Raw genomic sequence first — 16,620 nt, forward strand, 5'->3', positions numbered from 1 at the left:
ACCTTGCTGCTCGTCTTGGTGTTGCTGCTCGGCTGGCTGCTCGGCACCCAGCGCGGGCTGCACGGCCTGCTCGCGCTGGGCGAGCGTCTCGCCCCCGGGGTGGTGCAGGTCGAGCGCGCCGAGGGGCGGGTGCTCGGCCCGCTCGACCTCACCGGGCTGGCACTGCGCCTCGAGGGCATCAGTCTCGACGTCGAGCACGCCCGGCTCGACTGGTCGCCCGGCGCGCTGTTGCGCGGTCGGCTGCGGGTGCGCGCACTGACCGTCGCCGGGGTCGATCTCGCGCTCGCGCCGAGCCCGGAGGAGCCCGACCCGACGCCGCTGACCCTGCCCGATCTGAGCCTGCCGCTGGCCGTCGAGGTCGACTCGCTGACCCTCGAGCGGCTGCGGCTCCGCGCCCCGGAGACGGCCCCCTGGCTGGTGCTCGAACGCGCCGAGCTGGGCGCCGCGCTGACCCGGGGGGCGCTGACGCTGGAGGTGCTGGAGGTCGAGCTGAGCGAGCCGCGCGCCGCGCTCACCGCCGCCGGTGGGGCGACCCTGAGTGGTGACTATCCGCTCGATCTTGCCCTCGACTGGCGCCTCGGGCTGGACCCCGCGATCGCGCTCCGGGGCGAGGGCTTTGCGCGGGGTGATCTCGCCCGGCTCGCCCTCGAGCAGCGTCTGAGCGGCACGGTCGAGGCGCTGCTCCGAGGCGAGGTCGAAGGGGTGCTGGAGGCGCCGCGCTGGTCGGCGACGCTGGAGCTGGCCGGGGTGCGTCTGGCCGACATCCAGCCTGACGCGCCGGCGGTCGAGCTCAGCGCCAGCCTGCGCAGTGCCGGCGATCTCGATCGCGCCACCCTCGATGGACAGCTCGACGCCCGCGCCCCGGGGCTGCCCGACTTCGGTCATCTGGCGCTGCGGCTCGACGGCGACTGGCTGGCCCCGGCGTTGGAGCTGCGCGCGCTCGAGATCACCGAGCAGGTCTCCGGGGCGCGGCTCGCCGCCAGCGGTCGGGTGGTGCTCGACCCGGCGCCGCCGGCGCTGCAGCTCGAGGCCGACTGGTCGCGACTGCGCTGGCCGCTGAGCGGCGCGGCGCTGGTGCGCGCCCCCGAGGGCTCGCTGCGTCTCGACGGCACCCTGGAGGACTTCGCCTATCGTCTTGCCGCGGCGATCGAGGGGGAGTCCTTCCCCGCGCTCGAGCTGCGGGCGTCGGGGCAGGGGAGTTCGACCCAGGTCGCGCTCGACAGTCTGCGTCTGGAGACGCTCGACGGGACGATCAGCGGCGAGGGCGAGCTGGCCTGGGCGCCGGGGTTGCGCTGGCGTCTGGCGCTCGACGGCGAGGGGCTGGACCCGGGGCAATGGATCGACGGGCTCGACGATCGGGTCGCGCTGTCGCTGGCCAGCACCGGCGACCTCGCGGCCTTCGACTACCGGCTGGAGGCGAGCACCCGGGGGCCGGGTCTGCCGGTACTGGCGCTGCACGCCGAGGGTGCCGGCAGCGCCGAGCGGATCGCGCTCGAGCAGCTCACCCTCGACGGGCTCGATGGCCGGGTCAGTGGCGAGGCTGAGGTGACGCTCGCGCCCGAGACGGCATGGCAGGGCGCGGTACGGATCGCCGGGATCGACCCCGGGGTGCTCGACCCGGCCTGGCGCGGTCGGCTCGATGGCGCCATCGATCTCGACGGCGGGCTGGGTGCGGACGGGCTGCGCCTCGATGCCCGGCTCGAGCGGATCGCCGGCACCCTGCGCGGTTATCCGGTGGCGCTTGCCGGCCGGCTCGCGCTCGCCGGCGAGGTGCTGCAGATCGACGGGTTGCGGCTCGACTCCGGGCCGACCCGCGCCAGCCTCGCCGGCAGCCTGGCGCGCGAGCAACTGGCACTCGATCTCGGCTTCGACTCGCCCGATCTCGGCAGCCTGCTGCCGGACGCTCGCGGCCAGCTGCGCGTCTCCGCTCGGCTCGGCGGCAGCGTCGCCGATCCGCGCCTCAAGCTGCGCGCGCTGGCGCGCGATGTGCTGGTGGCGGGGCAGGGGGTGGCTCGGCTCGAACTCGACGGCGCGCTCGGACTCGATCCCGCCGCGCCGCTGGAGATCCGGCTCGATGCCCGTGATCTCAGCCTCGGCGGTGCCTGGTCGCGGCTGACGCTCGCCGGGAGCGGGACCACCGCCGCGCACCGGCTCGATGCCGAACTCGCCGGTGAGCTGCTCGAGGCCCGCCTCGGCCTTGCCGGTGGACTCGATGCCGAGGGCCGCTACGATGGGCGTCTGGCGGCGCTGCGGGTGGCCGGCGAGGCACTCGGCGACTGGTCGCTGACGCGTCCGGCGCCGCTGCGCCTAGCCCTGCCCGAGGCTGGGGTGGGGCCGCTGTGTCTGCGCGAGCGCGGCGGCTCGGGCGGCTGTCTTGACGCGGCGCTCCATGAGACCGGCTGGGAGGCTGGGATCGACGGACTGAGGCTCGATCTCGGGCTGGTCGAGCAGGCGCTCGACGACACGCTCGATCTCGCCGGGACGCTCGCCGTCGACGGCCGGCTGCGCGCCGAGTCGACGGTGCTCGACGGCGGGTTGGTGGCCCGGGTCGAGGACGGGCGGCTGCGTACCCTGATGACCCGGGGGGAGGAGGCGCTGGTCGAGTTCTCGGGCAGCGCGCTGCGTCTCGAGGCCGGTCCGGCTGCGCTCGTCGCACGGCTCGAGCTGCCGCTGCGCGGGCTCGGCGCCCTCGCCGGCGAGGTGCGTCTGCCGGACTGGCGGCTCGACGCCCCGGCTCGGCCCGATCAATCGCTAGGTGGTGAGTTGCGTGTCGATCTCGACGACTTCTCGCGTGTTCCAGACCTGTTGCCGGATATCGCCTCGATGCGCGGTACCCTGCGCGGGCGTCTCGCGCTCGCCGGCACCCTGGCCGCGCCCGGGGTGAGGGGCGAGGCGCGGCTGGCCGGGGTCGGCTTCGAGGTGCCGCTGGTCGGGCTCGAGGTCGATGACCTCGGGCTGACGCTGGAGGCGCGCTCGCGCGAGCGGCTGACGCTCGGCGGTTCGGCCCGGCTCGGCAAGGGGCTGCTCGAGATCGAGGGTGGCGCCGACCTCGGCGCCCTGGACGGCTGGGTGACCCTCGCCGGCGAGCGGCTGACGGTGGCCGACACCGCCGAGTACTTCGCCCTGGTCTCGCCCGAACTGCGTCTCGAGGCGGGTACGAGTGGGGCGCGGCTGCGCGGCGAGATCCGCGTGCCGGAGGCGCGTATCCGCACCCGTACCCTGCCCGCGGGCACGGTCTCGCCGTCGAGCGACGTGGTGCTCGCCGGCAGCGAGACCAGTCCGCCCTATCCGCTCGACATCGATCTGCGGCTGGTGCTCGGCGATGAGGTGACGATCGATGCCTTCGGCGTCAATGGCCGGCTCGCCGGCGCGCTCGGGGTGAGCCAGCGTCCCGGGCGCGACATGCTCGGCGACGGCCAGCTGCAGATCATCGACGGTCAGTACCGCTTCTCCGCCGGCTTCGGGCTCGGCGCCGAGCTGGGGGTGCCGCTGACCATCGAGCAGGGCCGGCTGATCTATGCCAAGAGCGTGATCGACAACCCCGGGCTGTTGCTCCAGGCGCAGCGCGAGGGCGGTGACACCTCGGCCGGGGTGCGTGTGCTCGGCACCCTGCGCGACCCGCGGCTGGCCTTCTTCTCCGACACCGATCCGGAGATGAGCCAGTCGGAGATCATCAAGTATCTGGTCACCGGCATCGCGCCGCAGGACAATGACCGGATCAACGACACCGGCCTCGCGGTCGGGACCTATGTCGCGCCCAAGGTCTACATGGAATACGAGAGCGGTCTCGGCGATGAGCCGAACAAGGTCAGATTGCGGTACGATCTCTCGCGTCGCATCGAGCTGCAGACCGAGACCGGTGAGAGCCAGGGTGCGGATATCTTCTTCAAGTTCGAGAACTGATGCTTGCGCACCCGAAACACTGGCCCAGCTGGTTGCTGCTGGGGCTGATCTACGCCCTCGGGCGTCTTCCATTCCCCGTACTCTGGGCGCTCGGCTCGCTGGCCGGGCGGCTCGGCTACCTGCTCGCGCGCGAACGGCGCGAGGTGGCCCGACGCAATCTCGCCATCTGTCTCGCCGATCGCACCCCGGCCGAGCGTGAGCGGGTGCTGCGCGCGCACTTCGGCTGGCTCGGCGTGGCTGCGCTCAGTCAGGGCGTCGGCTGGGGCATCTCGCGCGCGCGGCTGCAGCGACTGGTGCGTATCGAGGGGCGCGAGCGGATCGATGACGCAGTGGCCGAGGGGCGCGCGACGATCGTGCTGGTGCCGCACTTCGTCGGGCTGGAACTCGGCGGCGCGGCCTTCACCGCACTGGTCCATCCCGGCGTCTACATGTACCAGAAGATCCGCAACCCGGTGGTCGACTGGCAGGTGCGTCGTGCCCGGCGTCAGTACGGCAGCCGCTCGATCGAGCGTCACGACGATCTGCGCGGCCTGATCCGCGCGCTGCGCGAGGGCATCCCCTTCTTCTATCTGCCCGACCAGGACGGCGGACGCAACGGGGTGTTCGTGCCCTTCTGCGGGGTGAGTGCCTCGACCGTGCCCATGCTCGGGCGTTTTGCGGCGATGTCCGACGCCCAGGTGATCCCGACCTTCGCGCGCTATCTGCCCTGGGGGCGGGGGCTCGAGCTGCGCTTCGCGTCGCCGCTCGAGGACTTCCCGACGGGCGACCGCGAGGCCGATACCGCGCACATGAACCGGGCGATCGAGGCCGAGGTGCGGGCGATGCCGGAGCAGTACTTCTGGGTGCACCGGCGCTTCAAGACCCGTCCTCCGGGCGAGGCGCCGATCTATCCGCCGAAGCGCAGACGCAAGCGCAAGCGTCGATGAAGCGCGCGATGTCGTTGCGTCTCGGGCGGCTGCGCGACTGGCTGATCGGCGCGCTGCTGCTGGTCGCGTTGCTGGTCACGGTCGAGCTGGCGGTGGGCTGGTCGACCCTGCTCGCGCCCTGGGCGAGCTTCCCGCCGCTGACCCTGATCTGGCTGGTCGCGCTGCTGGCATTGAGCTATGTGCTGCGCGCAGTACGCGTCTACGAGTATTATGTCAGGCGCCTCGAAGGGCGTTTCGTGTTGGTGCTGCGCCTGAGCGTGCTGCACAATGTCGCGAACAATCTGTTGCCGATGCGCGCCGGCGAGCTGGTCTTCCCCTGGCTGATGCGGCGCTATTTCGGTCACGATTTCCTCGGGGCCGCCTTCTCGCTGGTGTGGATCCGCGTGCTCGACCTGCATTTTCTGGGGTTGATCGGGCTGTGGATCCTGTCGCTGCGTCATCCATCCTGGATCTGGTGGGGACTTGCCGGGTGCTGGCTGGCCATGCTGGTGGTGCTCGCCTGGGTGGGCCGTGGCGGCGCGCGCTGGTCGCCGCGTTCCCGACCGGGCCGTGCGCTGGCGCGGGTGGCCGAGGCCGCGCCGCGCGATCTCGGCGTGGTTGCACGCGTCTATCTGTGGACCGCCGCGAGCTGGTCGCTGAAGTTCGCCGCCTTCGCCGGCGTGCTCCAGCACTTCATGGCGGTCGACTTCTGGCGCGTGCTGGCCGGCGTGATGGGGGCGGAACTCTCGAGCGTATTGCCGTTCCATGGCATCGCTGGCAGTGGCAGTTATGAGCTCGCCGCCGTGGCCGCGCTGGTACCCCTTGGCGTGGATCCGCGGCTGGCGCTGAGCGGTGCGGTGAACCTGCACCTGTTCCTGCTCGGGGCGACGCTCCTGTTCGGGGCGCTCGCGCTACTGCTGCCGAGAGCGAGTATCGACGAAAACGATTGATGGTGCCGAAGAGGCCCGGATATCCTGTTGCGGACCACGAACCGGATGCGGTAGATCGCCGACCCGCACTGGCCCGCCGCTGGGACCTCTTCGTTTGCTGACAACTTACCAGAACCGCGCAAACGCCGGTGGTCGAATGATCGGCGTGCACCCTGCGCATCACCAAAGGTTCGAGAATGCACATCACTAGACCTGTCTTTCTGGATCTGTGGCGGATCAAGCTGCCGATTCCAGCATTCGTCTCCATCCTGCATCGTGTCAGCGGGGTGCTGATGATCCTGGCGATCCCGGTCGCCGCCGTCCTCTTCGATCGCGCGCTGTCCGATCCCGAGGGCTTCGCCCTCGCCGCGGCGCTGTTCGATTCCTGGTTCATCAAGGCGGCGCTCGCACTGATGATCTGGAGCCTGCTCCACCATCTGATCGCCGGTATCCGCTTCCTGGTGCTCGACCTGGGCCTGGGGCTCGACCGTCCGGTGGCGCGCGCCACCGCCTGGACCGCGCTGCTCGCCGCCCTGGCCGCGCTGGTTGCCGTGATCGCCCTGGGAGGGACCTTCCGATGAGTCGACAAGCTTCCGGTCTCATGGCCTGGCTGATCCAGCGCGCCTCGGCCGTCTATCTCGCCCTGTTCCTGGGCTATGTCCTGGTGTTCTTCAGCTTCGCCGCGCCGGCCGATCATGCCGCGCTGGTCGACTGGATCACCACCCCCTGGGTCACCGCCGGCTGGCTGCTGTTCCTGCCGCTGCTGCTCGCGCACGCCTGGATCGGCATCCGTGACGTGCTGATCGACTATGTCCATCATCTCGGCGCCCGTGTCGCGCTGCTGACCCTGTTCGCTTTCATCTTCGTCGCCTCCGGCCTGTGGGCCTTCAAGGCGATCATTACCGCCGGTCTCGGGGAGTAAGGTCACGCATGAGTATCCCAACACGCCATTTCGACGCGCTGATCATCGGAGCCGGTGGCGCCGGCCTCAACGCCGCGTTGCAGCTGGCGAGCGCCGACGTGCGCGTCGCCGTGGTCTCCAAGGTCTTCCCGACCCGCTCGCACACCGTCGCCGCGCAGGGTGGCGTCAACGCCGCGCTGGCCAATGTGCTGCCCGACTCCTGGCACTGGCACATGTTCGATACCGTCAAGGGTTCGGACTATCTCGGTGACCAGGACGCCATCGAGTTCATGTGTCGCGAGGCCATCCCCACCGTCTACGAGCTGGAGCACGCCGGCGTGCCCTTCTCGCGGCTCGACAACGGCAAGATCTACCAGCGTCCGTTCGGTGGCCAGAGCCAGAACTTCGGTGGCGACCAGGCCGCGCGCACCTGTGCCGCGGCCGACCGCACCGGTCACGCCATCCTCCACACCCTCTATCAGCAGAACATCCGCTCGCGCACCCACTTCTTCGACGAGTTCTTCGCGCTCGATCTGGTGCGCGATGCCGAGGGCGTGATCTGCGGTGCGCTGGTGCTCGAGATCGAGACCGGCGAGCCGATGCTGATCGAGGCCAAGGCGACGCTGCTCGCCACCGGCGGCTTCGGCCAGGTGTTCCGCACCACCTCCAACGCCCACATCAACACCGGTGACGGCGTGGCGATGGCGCTGCGCGCCGACATCCCGCTGATGGACATGGAGTTCTTCCAGTTCCACCCCACCGGCATCGCCGGCAAGGGCATGCTGATCACCGAGGGCGTGCGCGGCGAGGGCGGCTATCTGATCAACAAGGACGGCGAGCGCTTCATGGAGCGCTATGCCCCGCGTGCCAAGGACCTCGCCAGCCGCGACGTGGTCTCGCGCGCCATCGTCACCGAGGTCAAGGAGGGTCGCGGCTGCGGTCCCAACGGCGATCACGTGCTGCTCAAGGTCGACCACCTCGGCGAGGACATCATCTCCAAGCGGCTGCCGAGCATCCGCGAGTCGAGCAAGATCTTCGCCGGCGCCGACCCGGTGCGCGAGCCGATCCCGGTCTTCCCTACCGCCCACTACGCGATGGGCGGCATTCCCACCGACCGCTTCGGTCGGGTGGCGGTGCCCGCCGGTCACGGCGCCGAGGAGATCGTCCCCGGGCTCTACGCCGCCGGCGAGTGCGCCTGTGCCTCGGTGCACGGCGCCAACCGTCTCGGCGGCAACTCGTTGCTCGACATCCTGGTGTTCGGCCGCCTGGCGGGCAAGAACATCATCGACTACGTGCGCGAGAACCCCTATCAGCGCACCACCGACTCGGCCAGCCTGGAGCAGGCGATGTCGCGCCTGACCCGCTGGGAGCAGAAGGGCGAAGGCATCCCGGTGTCGCAGCTGCGCGCCGAGTTCCGCAAGTGCATGGAGGACCACGCCGGGGTGTTCCGCACCGAGGAGATCATGACCGAGGGCTACGAGCGTCTCTGCGAGCTGCGCGAGCGTCTGCCCGAGGTGCGCCTGCACGATCACTCCAAGGTGTTCAACACCGCGCGCATCGAGGCGCTCGAGCTCGAGAACATGATGGACGTGGGCATGTCGATCGCCGTCTCCGCGCTCAAGCGCCAGGAGAGCCGCGGCGCCCACTCGCGCCCCGACTACCCCGATCGCGACGACCAGAACTGGCTCAAGCACAGTCTCTACTATCGCGAGGGCGATCGCATGGACTACAAGCCGGTGCGCACCAAGCCGCTGACCGTCGAGTCCTTCCCGCCGAAGGAACGGGTGTACTGAGCCCCGCCTCGCGCCGCCGCGTCCAGGGTCCGTTTGCCGGGCCGTCGGGCGCGGCGCTGGTTGAACTCCATTCCGGTCGGGGCGGCGCCGCGTGCGTTCACCGCCCCGACCCCATCAGGTACCGAGCATGAAAATCAGCGTCTATCGCTACAATCCGGACATCGACGAACGGCCGCGGATGCAGGACTTCGAGGTCGAGCCCTTCCAGGGCATGATGCTTCGCGACGCCCTGCTGGAGATCAAGAAGCAGGACGAGAGCTTCAGCTTCCGTCACTCCTGCGGCGAGGGGGTGTGCGGATCGGACGCCGTCAACGTCAACGGGCGCAACATGTTGGCCTGTGTCACCCCGGTCGCCGAGCTGGGCAGGTCGATCAAGGTGCGCCCGCTGCCGGGTCGCCCGATCATCCGTGACCTGGTCGTCGACATGACCCAGTTCTACGAGCAGTATCGTGCGGTCAAGCCCTATCTGGTGCGCAACGATCCGCTGCCGGAGCAGGAGATCCTGCAGTCGCCGGCCGATCGCGACAAGCTCGACGGACTCTACGAGTGCATCCTCTGCGGCTGCTGTTCGACGGCCTGTCCGTCGTTCTGGTGGAATCCGGAGAAGTTCCACGGTCCGGCGGCGCTGCTGCAGTCCTGGCGCTTCCTCGCCGACAGCCGCGACCAGGCCACCGAGGAGCGGCTCGACGCCCTCACCGGGCCTTACAAGCTGTTCCGCTGCCACACCATCATGAACTGCGTCGAGGTCTGCCCCAAGGGCCTGAACCCGACCCGCGCCATCGGTCACATCAAGGACCTGATGCTCGACAAGGGAATCTAGGCCCGCGCGACCATGCCGTCCCCGGCCCGCCGCCTGTCGCGCCGGGCCGGGGCGTCCGACCGATGCCGCTTCACAGGAACCTCGTTCATGACCGATTCCACCCCCGCGTCCGAGCGTCAACGCCTGGCCTGGCAGTGTCGCCGTGGCCTGTTGGAACTCGACCATCTGTTCTCCCGCTTTCTCGAACTCGGCTACGATGATCTCGATGCCGCCGGGCGCGTGGCCTTCCAGCGCCTGCTCGGCGAGCAGGACCAGATCCTCAACGACTGGTTCATGATGGGCGTCGAGGCGCCCGACCCGGAGATCGCCGTCCTGGTGGAGCGGATCCTCGCGGTGGTCAGCGTACAGCGCGACTGACGCCGTCCTCCGGCACGCGTCTCTGCCCCGCGTGCCGGTCCCGCGGGCGTCGTCTCCAGCCTCATGGAGTCCGCCGATGTCCGCCACCCAATTCCCGCCACTGTCGATCCGCCCCCGTCGCTCGTCCCGTCTGCTGCTCTGGATCCTTCTCGTGCACACGCTCGCCGTTGCGGTGGCGCTGGCCTTGCCGCTGGGCCACTGGCGCTGGGCGCTGGCCGCGCTGATCCTGCTCGGCGCCGGTTTCGCGCTGCTCGATCGTGTCCATGCCCGACTGCCCTGGTCGCTCGTGGCGGCGCGTTGGGAGGCCGACGGCGGCTGGCGGCTGTGGTTGCGCGACGGGCGCGAGCTGAACGCGCGACTCAGTGCGGCGAGCTTCGTCGCGCCCCGACTGGTGGTGTTGCACTGGCGCGTCGGCCGGCTGCGGCGGCGCTCCCTGGTGCTGTTCGTCGATGCGCTCGACGCCGATACCCTGCGCCGGCTGCGGGTGCGGCTGCGCCATCGGGGCGTGGCTGAGGGCGCCGGGGGATTGGGTTAGACTGCGGGCGCTCGGAGAAGGATCGTCCATTGATCGAGAGGAGAGAGTCGATGCGTGTTCTGGTCACCGGCGGCGCCGGTTATATCGGCAGCCACACCTGTGTCGAACTGCTCGAGGCGGGCAACGAGGTGGTGGTCGTCGACAACCTCAGCAACAGCAGCGAGGTCTCGCTGCATCGGGTGCGGGAGATCACCGGCCGCGCAGTCGCGTTCCACGCCATCGATCTGCGCGATCGCGCCGCGCTCGCCGCGGTGTTCGCCGCCGCGCCGATCGACGCGGTGATCCACTTCGCCGGGCTCAAGGCCGTCGGCGAGTCGGTCGAGCAGCCGCTGCGCTACTACGACAACAACCTCGGCGCCACCCTCACGCTCTGTGAGGTGATGGCCGAGGCCGGGGTGCGCGATCTGGTGTTCAGCTCCTCGGCCACCGTCTACGGCGATCCGGCGCGGGTGCCGATCACCGAGGACTTCGCGCTCTCGGCGACCAACCCCTATGGCCGCTCCAAGCTCTTCATCGAGCAGATGCTCGGCGACCTGCATCGTGCCGACCCGCGCTGGAATCTGGCGTTGCTGCGCTACTTCAACCCGGTCGGGGCGCACCCGAGCGGGCGTATCGGCGAGGACCCGCGCGGCATCCCCAACAACCTCATGCCCTACGTCGCCCAGGTCGCGATCGGGCGACGGCCCCGGCTGCAGGTGTTCGGCGACGACTATCCCACCGCCGATGGCACCGGGGTGCGCGACTACATCCATGTCGTCGACCTCGCGCGCGGTCATCTCGCCGCGCTGCGCCGGTTGCGCGAGGCGCGCCCCGGGGTCGAGGCGATCAACCTCGGCACCGGACGCGGCTACAGCGTGCTGGAGATGGTCGATGCCTTCGAGCGGGTCAGCGGACGCCCGGTGCCCTACGAGATCGTCGCCCGCCGTCCCGGCGACATCGCCACCTGTTACGCCGACCCCGGCCGCGCCCGCGCGCTGCTCGGCTGGGAGGCCGTGCTCGACATCGATGCCATGGTCGGGGATGCCTGGCGCTGGCAGTCCGACAACCCCGGGGGCTATGCCTGAGGGCGGTCAGCGCCGTGGCGGCCAGGGTCGGGGCCAGGGGCGTGGTGGCCAGGGGCGCGGCGCTGGTCGCATCGGCACCACGACCTCGACCCGGGGCGGCGGCATGACCAGCGGCGGCGGTGCCGGCTGACGCTGGCTCGGGCGGGTGCTGTAGTGCTTGTCCTGTCGCGGCGCCGGCGCGTCCTCGAGCAGCGGGTCCACCCCGGCGATCGCGCCGGGGGCGCCGAGACCGAGCGCCAGTACCAGGATCGGGTCGAGTCGCCGTCTCATCCTTCCCCTCCCAGGATCTCCGCCCCCAGTGCCTCCAGGCTCAGCGGGGCGCAACCCTCGGCCTTGTTGTTGACGATCACATAGACCGACTCGCCGGCGCCGAGTGCCGCACGCACCAGCCGGGCGATCGCGGCGCGACTGGCCGGGTCGGGGTCGTGGAGACGGTCGAAGGGGGCGTAGCGCCGGCGCGCGGCCTCGTAGCCGAACCCGGCGTGGAGCATCCAGCGGATCACCACCGGACCCGGCGGCAGGTCGGCGAAGCATTGCTGTTGTGCGGCGAGGTCGGGGAGACGCGGGTGCAGGGCATGAGCCGGACGGGCACCGCCGTGACGCAGCGCCTCGGCCAGATCGCGGGTGAGCAGGCCGCGATCGCGCACCTCGACGGCATAGCAGGGCCCCTGCGGCAGGCGGTGGAGGAAGCGGTAGAGCGCCTCGGCGAAGCGGCGTGGTTGCTCGGCGAGGGCGCGCCCGAGCGGCGGGAACTGGAACAGCAGCACCCCGGCGCGGCTGCCGAGGCCCTCGACGAAGGGGGCGACGGCCAGCTCGGTGGCGCGCGTCGGGTCGAGGAAGCCCGGGTTGGTCGCCCGGGGCACCCCGCCGCCACCCCGCTCGAAGGGATCGGTGATCAGCGCCGGAGCCTTGACCAGGAAGCGGAAGTCGGGCGGTACCTGCTCGGCATAGCCGGCCAGGCGCGCGCGCGGCAGCGGCGCATGGTAACCGCTGTCGACGCCGACGGTGCGATACCAGGGGTGGGCGGCATAGGCGCCGAGCCCGTGGCGAGAGAGCCGGCTGCTGGGGTGGGCGCCGGCATAGACCAGTCCGTCCCAGCCGGGGAAGGACCAGGACGAGGTGCCGAGGCGTAGCCCCGCCGGGAGTGACTGCTCGGGTTGGGACCGGGGGGCGGGGGCGACGGTCTCGGCCGCCGTCGGGGCGCCGAACAGATCGAGCTGCTCGGTCATGGTCTCAGCGCCGCGACAGGCGCACCAGCTCGTCGCCGCGTTGCAGGCTCAGGCTGTAGAGCCCGCCGGCGCGGCGCAGTACGCGCGCCAGGGTCTGCAGTGCGTCGATGCGCACGCCGTTGGCGTTGAGGATGCGGTCGCCCTCGCGCAGCCCCGCCGCCCAGGCCGGCGAGTCGGGCTCGACCCTGCCCACCGGCAGCCCGGGGACGCCGCCGCTGCGATCGAAGGCGCCGATCAGCGCGCCGGCGAGGGCCTCGTCGATGCGCGCGCCGGGGAGGTAGTCGCGGTAGGGATCGGCGATCAGCCCGTTCAGGCGCAACGCGCGCCCGTCGCGGACGATGTCGAGCGCGACCCGGCTGCCGACCCGCAGCACGCCGAAGCGGTTGCGGACGTCGCTGGCGTTGGCGATCGGCTCGTCGTTGACGCCGAGGATGACGTCGCCGACCCGCAGCCCGGCCGCGGCGGCGGCCGAGTCGGGGTCGATGCGGGTGACCACGGCGCCGGCGCGGTGCTCGAGTCCGAGCGCGGCGGCCAGGGCGTGATCGATGTTCTGCACCGCCGCGCCGAACTGGCCGCGACGCATCTCGCCGTGCTCGACGAGCTGGGTCATGATCGCGCGCGCCATGTCCACCGGGATGGCGAAGCCGATGCCGATGTTGCCGCCGCCGGGGGCGAGGATGGCGGTGTTGATGCCGATCAGCTCGCCGCGCAGGTTGACCAGCGGGCCGCCGGAGTTGCCGGGGTTGATCGAGGCGTCGGTCTGGATGAAGTTCTCGTAGCCCTCGATGCCGAGCCCGGAGCGCCCCAGCCCGCTGACGATCCCCGAGGTCACCGTCTGGCGCAGCCCGAAGGGGTTGCCGATGGCGACCACGAAGTCGCCGACGGCGAGTGTGTCGGCGGCGGCGAAGGGCAGGGCGCTGAGCCCCGCGGCGGGGATCTCCAGCACCGCGATGTCGGTCTCGGGGTCGGTGCCGATCAGGCTGGCCTCGAGCGCGCGCCCGTCCTGCAGGGTGACGCGGATCTGGTCGGCCTTGTCGATGACGTGGTGGTTGGTCAGCACCAGCCCGCGGCGGGCGTCGACGATCACCCCCGAGCCGAGACTGCTGTTCTCGCGCTTGCGTTCGCGCGGCAGATCGAAGAAGCGGCGGAAGAAGGGGTCGCGCAGCAGCGGGTGGTCGGCGGTCTCGATCGCGGTGACGGTGGAGATGTTGACCACCGCCGGCAGCACCCGTTCGAGCATCGGCGCCAGGCTCGGCAGCGGCTGGCCGTCGACGGCCAGCGGGAGCGCGGCCTGGGGGAGCGGCGCGGTGCAGAGCAGCACGAGCGCGAGCGCGAGACGGGGGAGCGCGGAGGAACGCCTCATCGGTTGTCTCGATGTCCTCGGGATGGGCGAAGCAAGGGGCTGGACCGGTCGGGGGCGCCCCGGGAATGCGGCACGGGCCGGGCGTGCGCCCGGCCCGTGGTCCGGTGCATGGTCCGGGAGGACCCTCACCGGTATCAGGCGGCCTCGACCTTGCCGCTCCCCTGGTCGGCGAGATAGTGCTCGCCGTCGGCGCCACGGATGGCGATCCTGCGCGGCTTCATCGCCTCGGGGATCTCACGGCGCAGCTCGATGTGCAGCAGACCGTTCTCCAGTCGCGCATCCAGCACCCGCACGTACTCGGCGAGCTGGAACTTGCGCTCGAAGCTGCGGTTGGCAATCCCGCGATAGAGATACTCGCCGGGCTCCTCGGCCTGCTCCGGTCGCGATCCCGAGACGGTGAGGATGTTCTCCTTGACCTCGAGCCCGAGGTCCTGCTCGGAGAAGCCGGCCACCGCCATGGTGATGCGATAGTCGTTCTCGCCGCGCCGCTCGATGTTGTAGGGGGGATAGCCGCCGGGCTCCGAGTGATAGGCGTTCTCGAGCGCGGAGGTCATGCGATCGAAGCCGATCATGGAACGCAGCAGCGGGGAGAAGTCGATGGTCGTCATGTGCATATCCTCTTCATTGAGCAATATGGGATCGAGCGTTCCGTGGAACCGCCCGGTTTCAGTCAGCAGGCCTCGATGAGCGCCTGCGTTATGTAAAGTAGAATCGACCGAAAACGATGTCAAGGGGTGTCGGCAAATTTTTTATGTCAATTCGATCGACAGCCCTCGGCACCGTGATCTGGGGGCTGAGGCGCGGGTTGCAAGACGACTGTGAGATGAGGACGAGGGGAGACGAGGCGGACCGCTCGCGGGGATGTGCGCGATGGGGCCGCCCTGGACGGGCGGCCTGAAGTGAAGGGCTCAGGTGCGGCGGTTGCGGCGCTTGCTGCTTGCAACCAGACCGAGTGCGCCCACTGCCGAGAGCAGCAGGGTTCCCGGCAGGGGCACGGTCCCTGGGTTGGAGACCTGCTGTTGGATCTCGGTGGCCTTGATGTTGACGAAGGCGGTGCTGAAGGAGTCGGCCATCAGGCCACCGGCGCGCAGTTGGTTGAGGTCCCAGGCCGCGCCCTTGGTGGCGAGCGCGAGGTCGACATAGTCGGGGATGGTGGAGCCATAGCCGTTCAGTGCCAAGGCGCCGCTGAGCATGGTGAAGCCGCCGTTGCCGTCGGCCTGGTAGCCGGTGCCCTGACTGTCGAAACCGAGCAGGTTGCCGACGGTCTGGGTGCCGAAATCGGCCTCGACGACGACGTTGAGCATGGCATTGATGCTGTTGAGGTCGCCGAGGATGCTGTTGTAGTCGAGCGCGCTGTTGGTGTTGTCGCGATCCTCGTCGGTGATCAGGATGACGTTGAGCGCGGCGTCCGCGCGGGGTGTGTAGTTGTCGAGGAAGTAGTCGATGGCCGAGTAGCCGTCCTCGGTGCCGCCGGAGGTGACCAGGTTGCCGGTGGCCGAGCCGAAGGTGCCGGCGGACATCCAGGTGTCGTTCTCGCGCGCCTGATCATCGATGCCCACCCCGCCGGTTTGCCCCGAGGAGCTGGCGCCGAATCCGATCAGCGCATAGCGGTTCTCGCCGTCGGTGCCGTCACCGATGCCGTGTGAGATGAGCTGGCTTTCGAGCGAGCTGATCGCGCCCGACAGCCAGGCCTGTTCCCCGCCCATTGAGCCTGACTCGTCGATCAGGATGGCGATGTCGGCGATCTTGCCGGCCTGCGCTGCGCCACTCATGCAGAGTCCGGCGAGCAAGGCGACGCTCAACAGTTTGGGTGTGTGTTGCATCATGCGTGACTCCATGTTCCGTTTCTTTTGCTTATCGATTCCGCGACCCCTGAGACCTGCTGGATAGCCGCCCGCGTTGCAACCCAAGCCTTTCAACATGCGTTTTTGCCGGCGATCCGTCAGCGGCTCATAACTCAATCAAGCATGAATTGTGCCTTTGATGGCATTCGGTTTATATGTTTTTAATCAATTACTTATGATCCAACGCGCTGCGATCTGCGCAACGGTGTCAAATAATTCGACAGGTTCGGTGTTGTGTCGGGCGGGATTGATCAGCCAAGTTCAAGCTGAATCAATCAGATAGATAGAGGAGGGTGGTGTCGGGCGCTGTTACAGGGTGCGCGATGCCCCGTCGGCGTCTTTGCTGGCCAGGAGTCTGGCCTCGGCGTGGTGTCGCTGCTCGGGGGTGTTGAGGTTGAGATCGGGCCAGGTGGAGGCATTGTAGTGGGCGTGTGCAAGGCGATGGCGCGTCAGCCATGACCACAAGCGGCGCTCCCCGTCGGCGAGATAGCCCGCCAGATCGGGGGCCAGTGCGGTTGGCAGCAACGCATGCAGGGGTTGAGGCCGCACGCCATCATGTGCGCAGGCGACGACGGCTCCCTGTTCGGTCAGTGCGGTGCGTAGTCGTGCGAGCAGGTCACGAGGCGGGAGGGGGGCGTCACAGGGCAGGGTGAGGATCCAATCGGTCGATGCGGTGCGCATTGCGCCGAGGATGCCGGCGAGCGGTCCCGGGTAGTCGGGCAGTGGGTCGCGGATCACCGGGTGGCCGTAGGCTGAGTAGCGTTCGAGGTTGCGATTGGCGCTGATCAATATGCTGTCGACCTGGGGGTGCAAGGCCGTCAGTGTCCACTCGATCAGCGGTCGTCCGGCGACTGCAACCAACCCTTTGTCCATTCCGCCCATGCGCCTTGCACGCCCACCGGCGAGGATGACACCGGTGATTGCGTCATGAGCACTGGGTGGATGCATCCTGTCTACCCTCGGTGGTCTGGTGCGTG

The 16,620-nt window shown here is 69.7% G+C and carries 16 protein-coding genes; 10 read left to right on the top strand and 6 right to left on the bottom strand.

Annotated features, from left to right (window positions below; all coding sequences use genetic code 11):
* From EBL84_RS06310 to galE, 10 genes are all read left to right on the top strand, one after another.
* The coding region (locus tag EBL84_RS06310) for a translocation/assembly module TamB domain-containing protein (RefSeq protein WP_123140046.1) at window positions 1–3,903 on the top strand (3,903 nt) is incomplete at its 5' end.
* Window positions 3,903–4,829, top strand: coding sequence for a lysophospholipid acyltransferase family protein (locus tag EBL84_RS06315; RefSeq protein WP_123140047.1), 927 nt, complete (start codon window positions 3,903–3,905; stop codon window positions 4,827–4,829). The genes EBL84_RS06310 and EBL84_RS06315, both read left to right, overlap by 1 nt.
* An 8-nt stretch (window positions 4,830–4,837) precedes the next feature.
* A complete protein-coding gene (locus EBL84_RS06320; protein WP_223806169.1) occupies window positions 4,838–5,758 on the top strand; it encodes a lysylphosphatidylglycerol synthase transmembrane domain-containing protein in 921 nt (306 codons plus the stop codon).
* A gap of 176 nt (window positions 5,759–5,934) precedes the next feature.
* Entirely contained in the window at window positions 5,935–6,318 is a 384-nt protein-coding gene (sdhC, locus tag EBL84_RS06325; protein WP_123140049.1) for a succinate dehydrogenase, cytochrome b556 subunit, read from the top strand.
* Window positions 6,315–6,659 carry a succinate dehydrogenase, hydrophobic membrane anchor protein gene (gene sdhD, locus EBL84_RS06330; protein WP_062271791.1) on the top strand — a complete coding sequence of 115 codons (345 nt, stop codon included), beginning with the start codon at window positions 6,315–6,317 and terminating at the stop codon, window positions 6,657–6,659. Before sdhC ends, sdhD begins: the two co-directional genes overlap by 4 nt.
* Before the next feature lie 8 nt (window positions 6,660–6,667).
* On the top strand, window positions 6,668–8,431 hold the full coding sequence (gene sdhA, locus EBL84_RS06335) for a succinate dehydrogenase flavoprotein subunit (RefSeq protein ID WP_123140050.1): 1,764 nt from the start codon (window positions 6,668–6,670) through the stop codon (window positions 8,429–8,431).
* Between the two features lie 127 nt (window positions 8,432–8,558).
* Window positions 8,559–9,251 (top strand): succinate dehydrogenase iron-sulfur subunit, encoded by a 693-nt coding sequence (locus EBL84_RS06340; protein WP_005222533.1) that lies wholly within the window; start codon window positions 8,559–8,561, stop codon window positions 9,249–9,251.
* A gap of 87 nt (window positions 9,252–9,338) precedes the next feature.
* Window positions 9,339–9,608: a succinate dehydrogenase assembly factor 2 gene (locus EBL84_RS06345; protein ID WP_123140051.1), complete on the top strand. Its 270-nt coding sequence runs from the start codon at window positions 9,339–9,341 to the stop codon at window positions 9,606–9,608.
* A gap of 76 nt (window positions 9,609–9,684) precedes the next feature.
* Window positions 9,685–10,143, top strand: a complete 459-nt coding sequence (locus EBL84_RS06350; RefSeq protein ID WP_123140052.1) for a protein YgfX — start codon at window positions 9,685–9,687, stop codon at window positions 10,141–10,143.
* Window positions 10,144–10,193: 50 nt separating this feature from the next.
* On the top strand, window positions 10,194–11,207 hold the full coding sequence (galE, locus tag EBL84_RS06355; protein ID WP_123140053.1) for a UDP-glucose 4-epimerase GalE: 1,014 nt from the start codon (window positions 10,194–10,196) through the stop codon (window positions 11,205–11,207).
* Between the two features lie 6 nt (window positions 11,208–11,213).
* Here galE and EBL84_RS06360 read toward each other — a convergent pair whose 3' ends face one another.
* From EBL84_RS06360 to mobA, 6 genes are all read right to left on the bottom strand, one after another.
* Window positions 11,214–11,477: a hypothetical protein gene (locus EBL84_RS06360; protein ID WP_123140054.1), complete on the bottom strand. Its 264-nt coding sequence runs from the start codon at window positions 11,475–11,477 to the stop codon at window positions 11,214–11,216.
* Window positions 11,474–12,436 (bottom strand): DUF72 domain-containing protein, encoded by a 963-nt coding sequence (locus EBL84_RS06365; RefSeq protein WP_123140055.1) that lies wholly within the window; start codon window positions 12,434–12,436, stop codon window positions 11,474–11,476. Before EBL84_RS06365 ends, EBL84_RS06360 begins: the two co-directional genes overlap by 4 nt.
* A gap of 4 nt (window positions 12,437–12,440) precedes the next feature.
* Complete coding sequence (locus tag EBL84_RS06370) at window positions 12,441–13,799, bottom strand: Do family serine endopeptidase (RefSeq protein ID WP_123140056.1); 1,359 nt, start codon at window positions 13,797–13,799, stop codon at window positions 12,441–12,443.
* 134 nt (window positions 13,800–13,933) lie between these two features.
* On the bottom strand, window positions 13,934–14,407 hold the full coding sequence (locus tag EBL84_RS06375; protein WP_123140057.1) for an Hsp20 family protein: 474 nt from the start codon (window positions 14,405–14,407) through the stop codon (window positions 13,934–13,936).
* A gap of 300 nt (window positions 14,408–14,707) precedes the next feature.
* Complete coding sequence (locus EBL84_RS06380; protein ID WP_223806964.1) at window positions 14,708–15,625, bottom strand: hypothetical protein; 918 nt, start codon at window positions 15,623–15,625, stop codon at window positions 14,708–14,710.
* A 327-nt stretch (window positions 15,626–15,952) separates the two neighbouring features.
* Window positions 15,953–16,591: a molybdenum cofactor guanylyltransferase MobA gene (gene mobA / locus EBL84_RS06385; protein ID WP_123140058.1), complete on the bottom strand. Its 639-nt coding sequence runs from the start codon at window positions 16,589–16,591 to the stop codon at window positions 15,953–15,955.
* Between the last annotated feature and the right edge of the window lie 29 nt (window positions 16,592–16,620).

Origin of the sequence: Marichromatium sp. AB31 (genome assembly GCF_003718685.1) — a bacterium.
In the GTDB taxonomy this organism is placed as follows: domain Bacteria; phylum Pseudomonadota; class Gammaproteobacteria; order Chromatiales; family Chromatiaceae; genus Marichromatium; species Marichromatium gracile.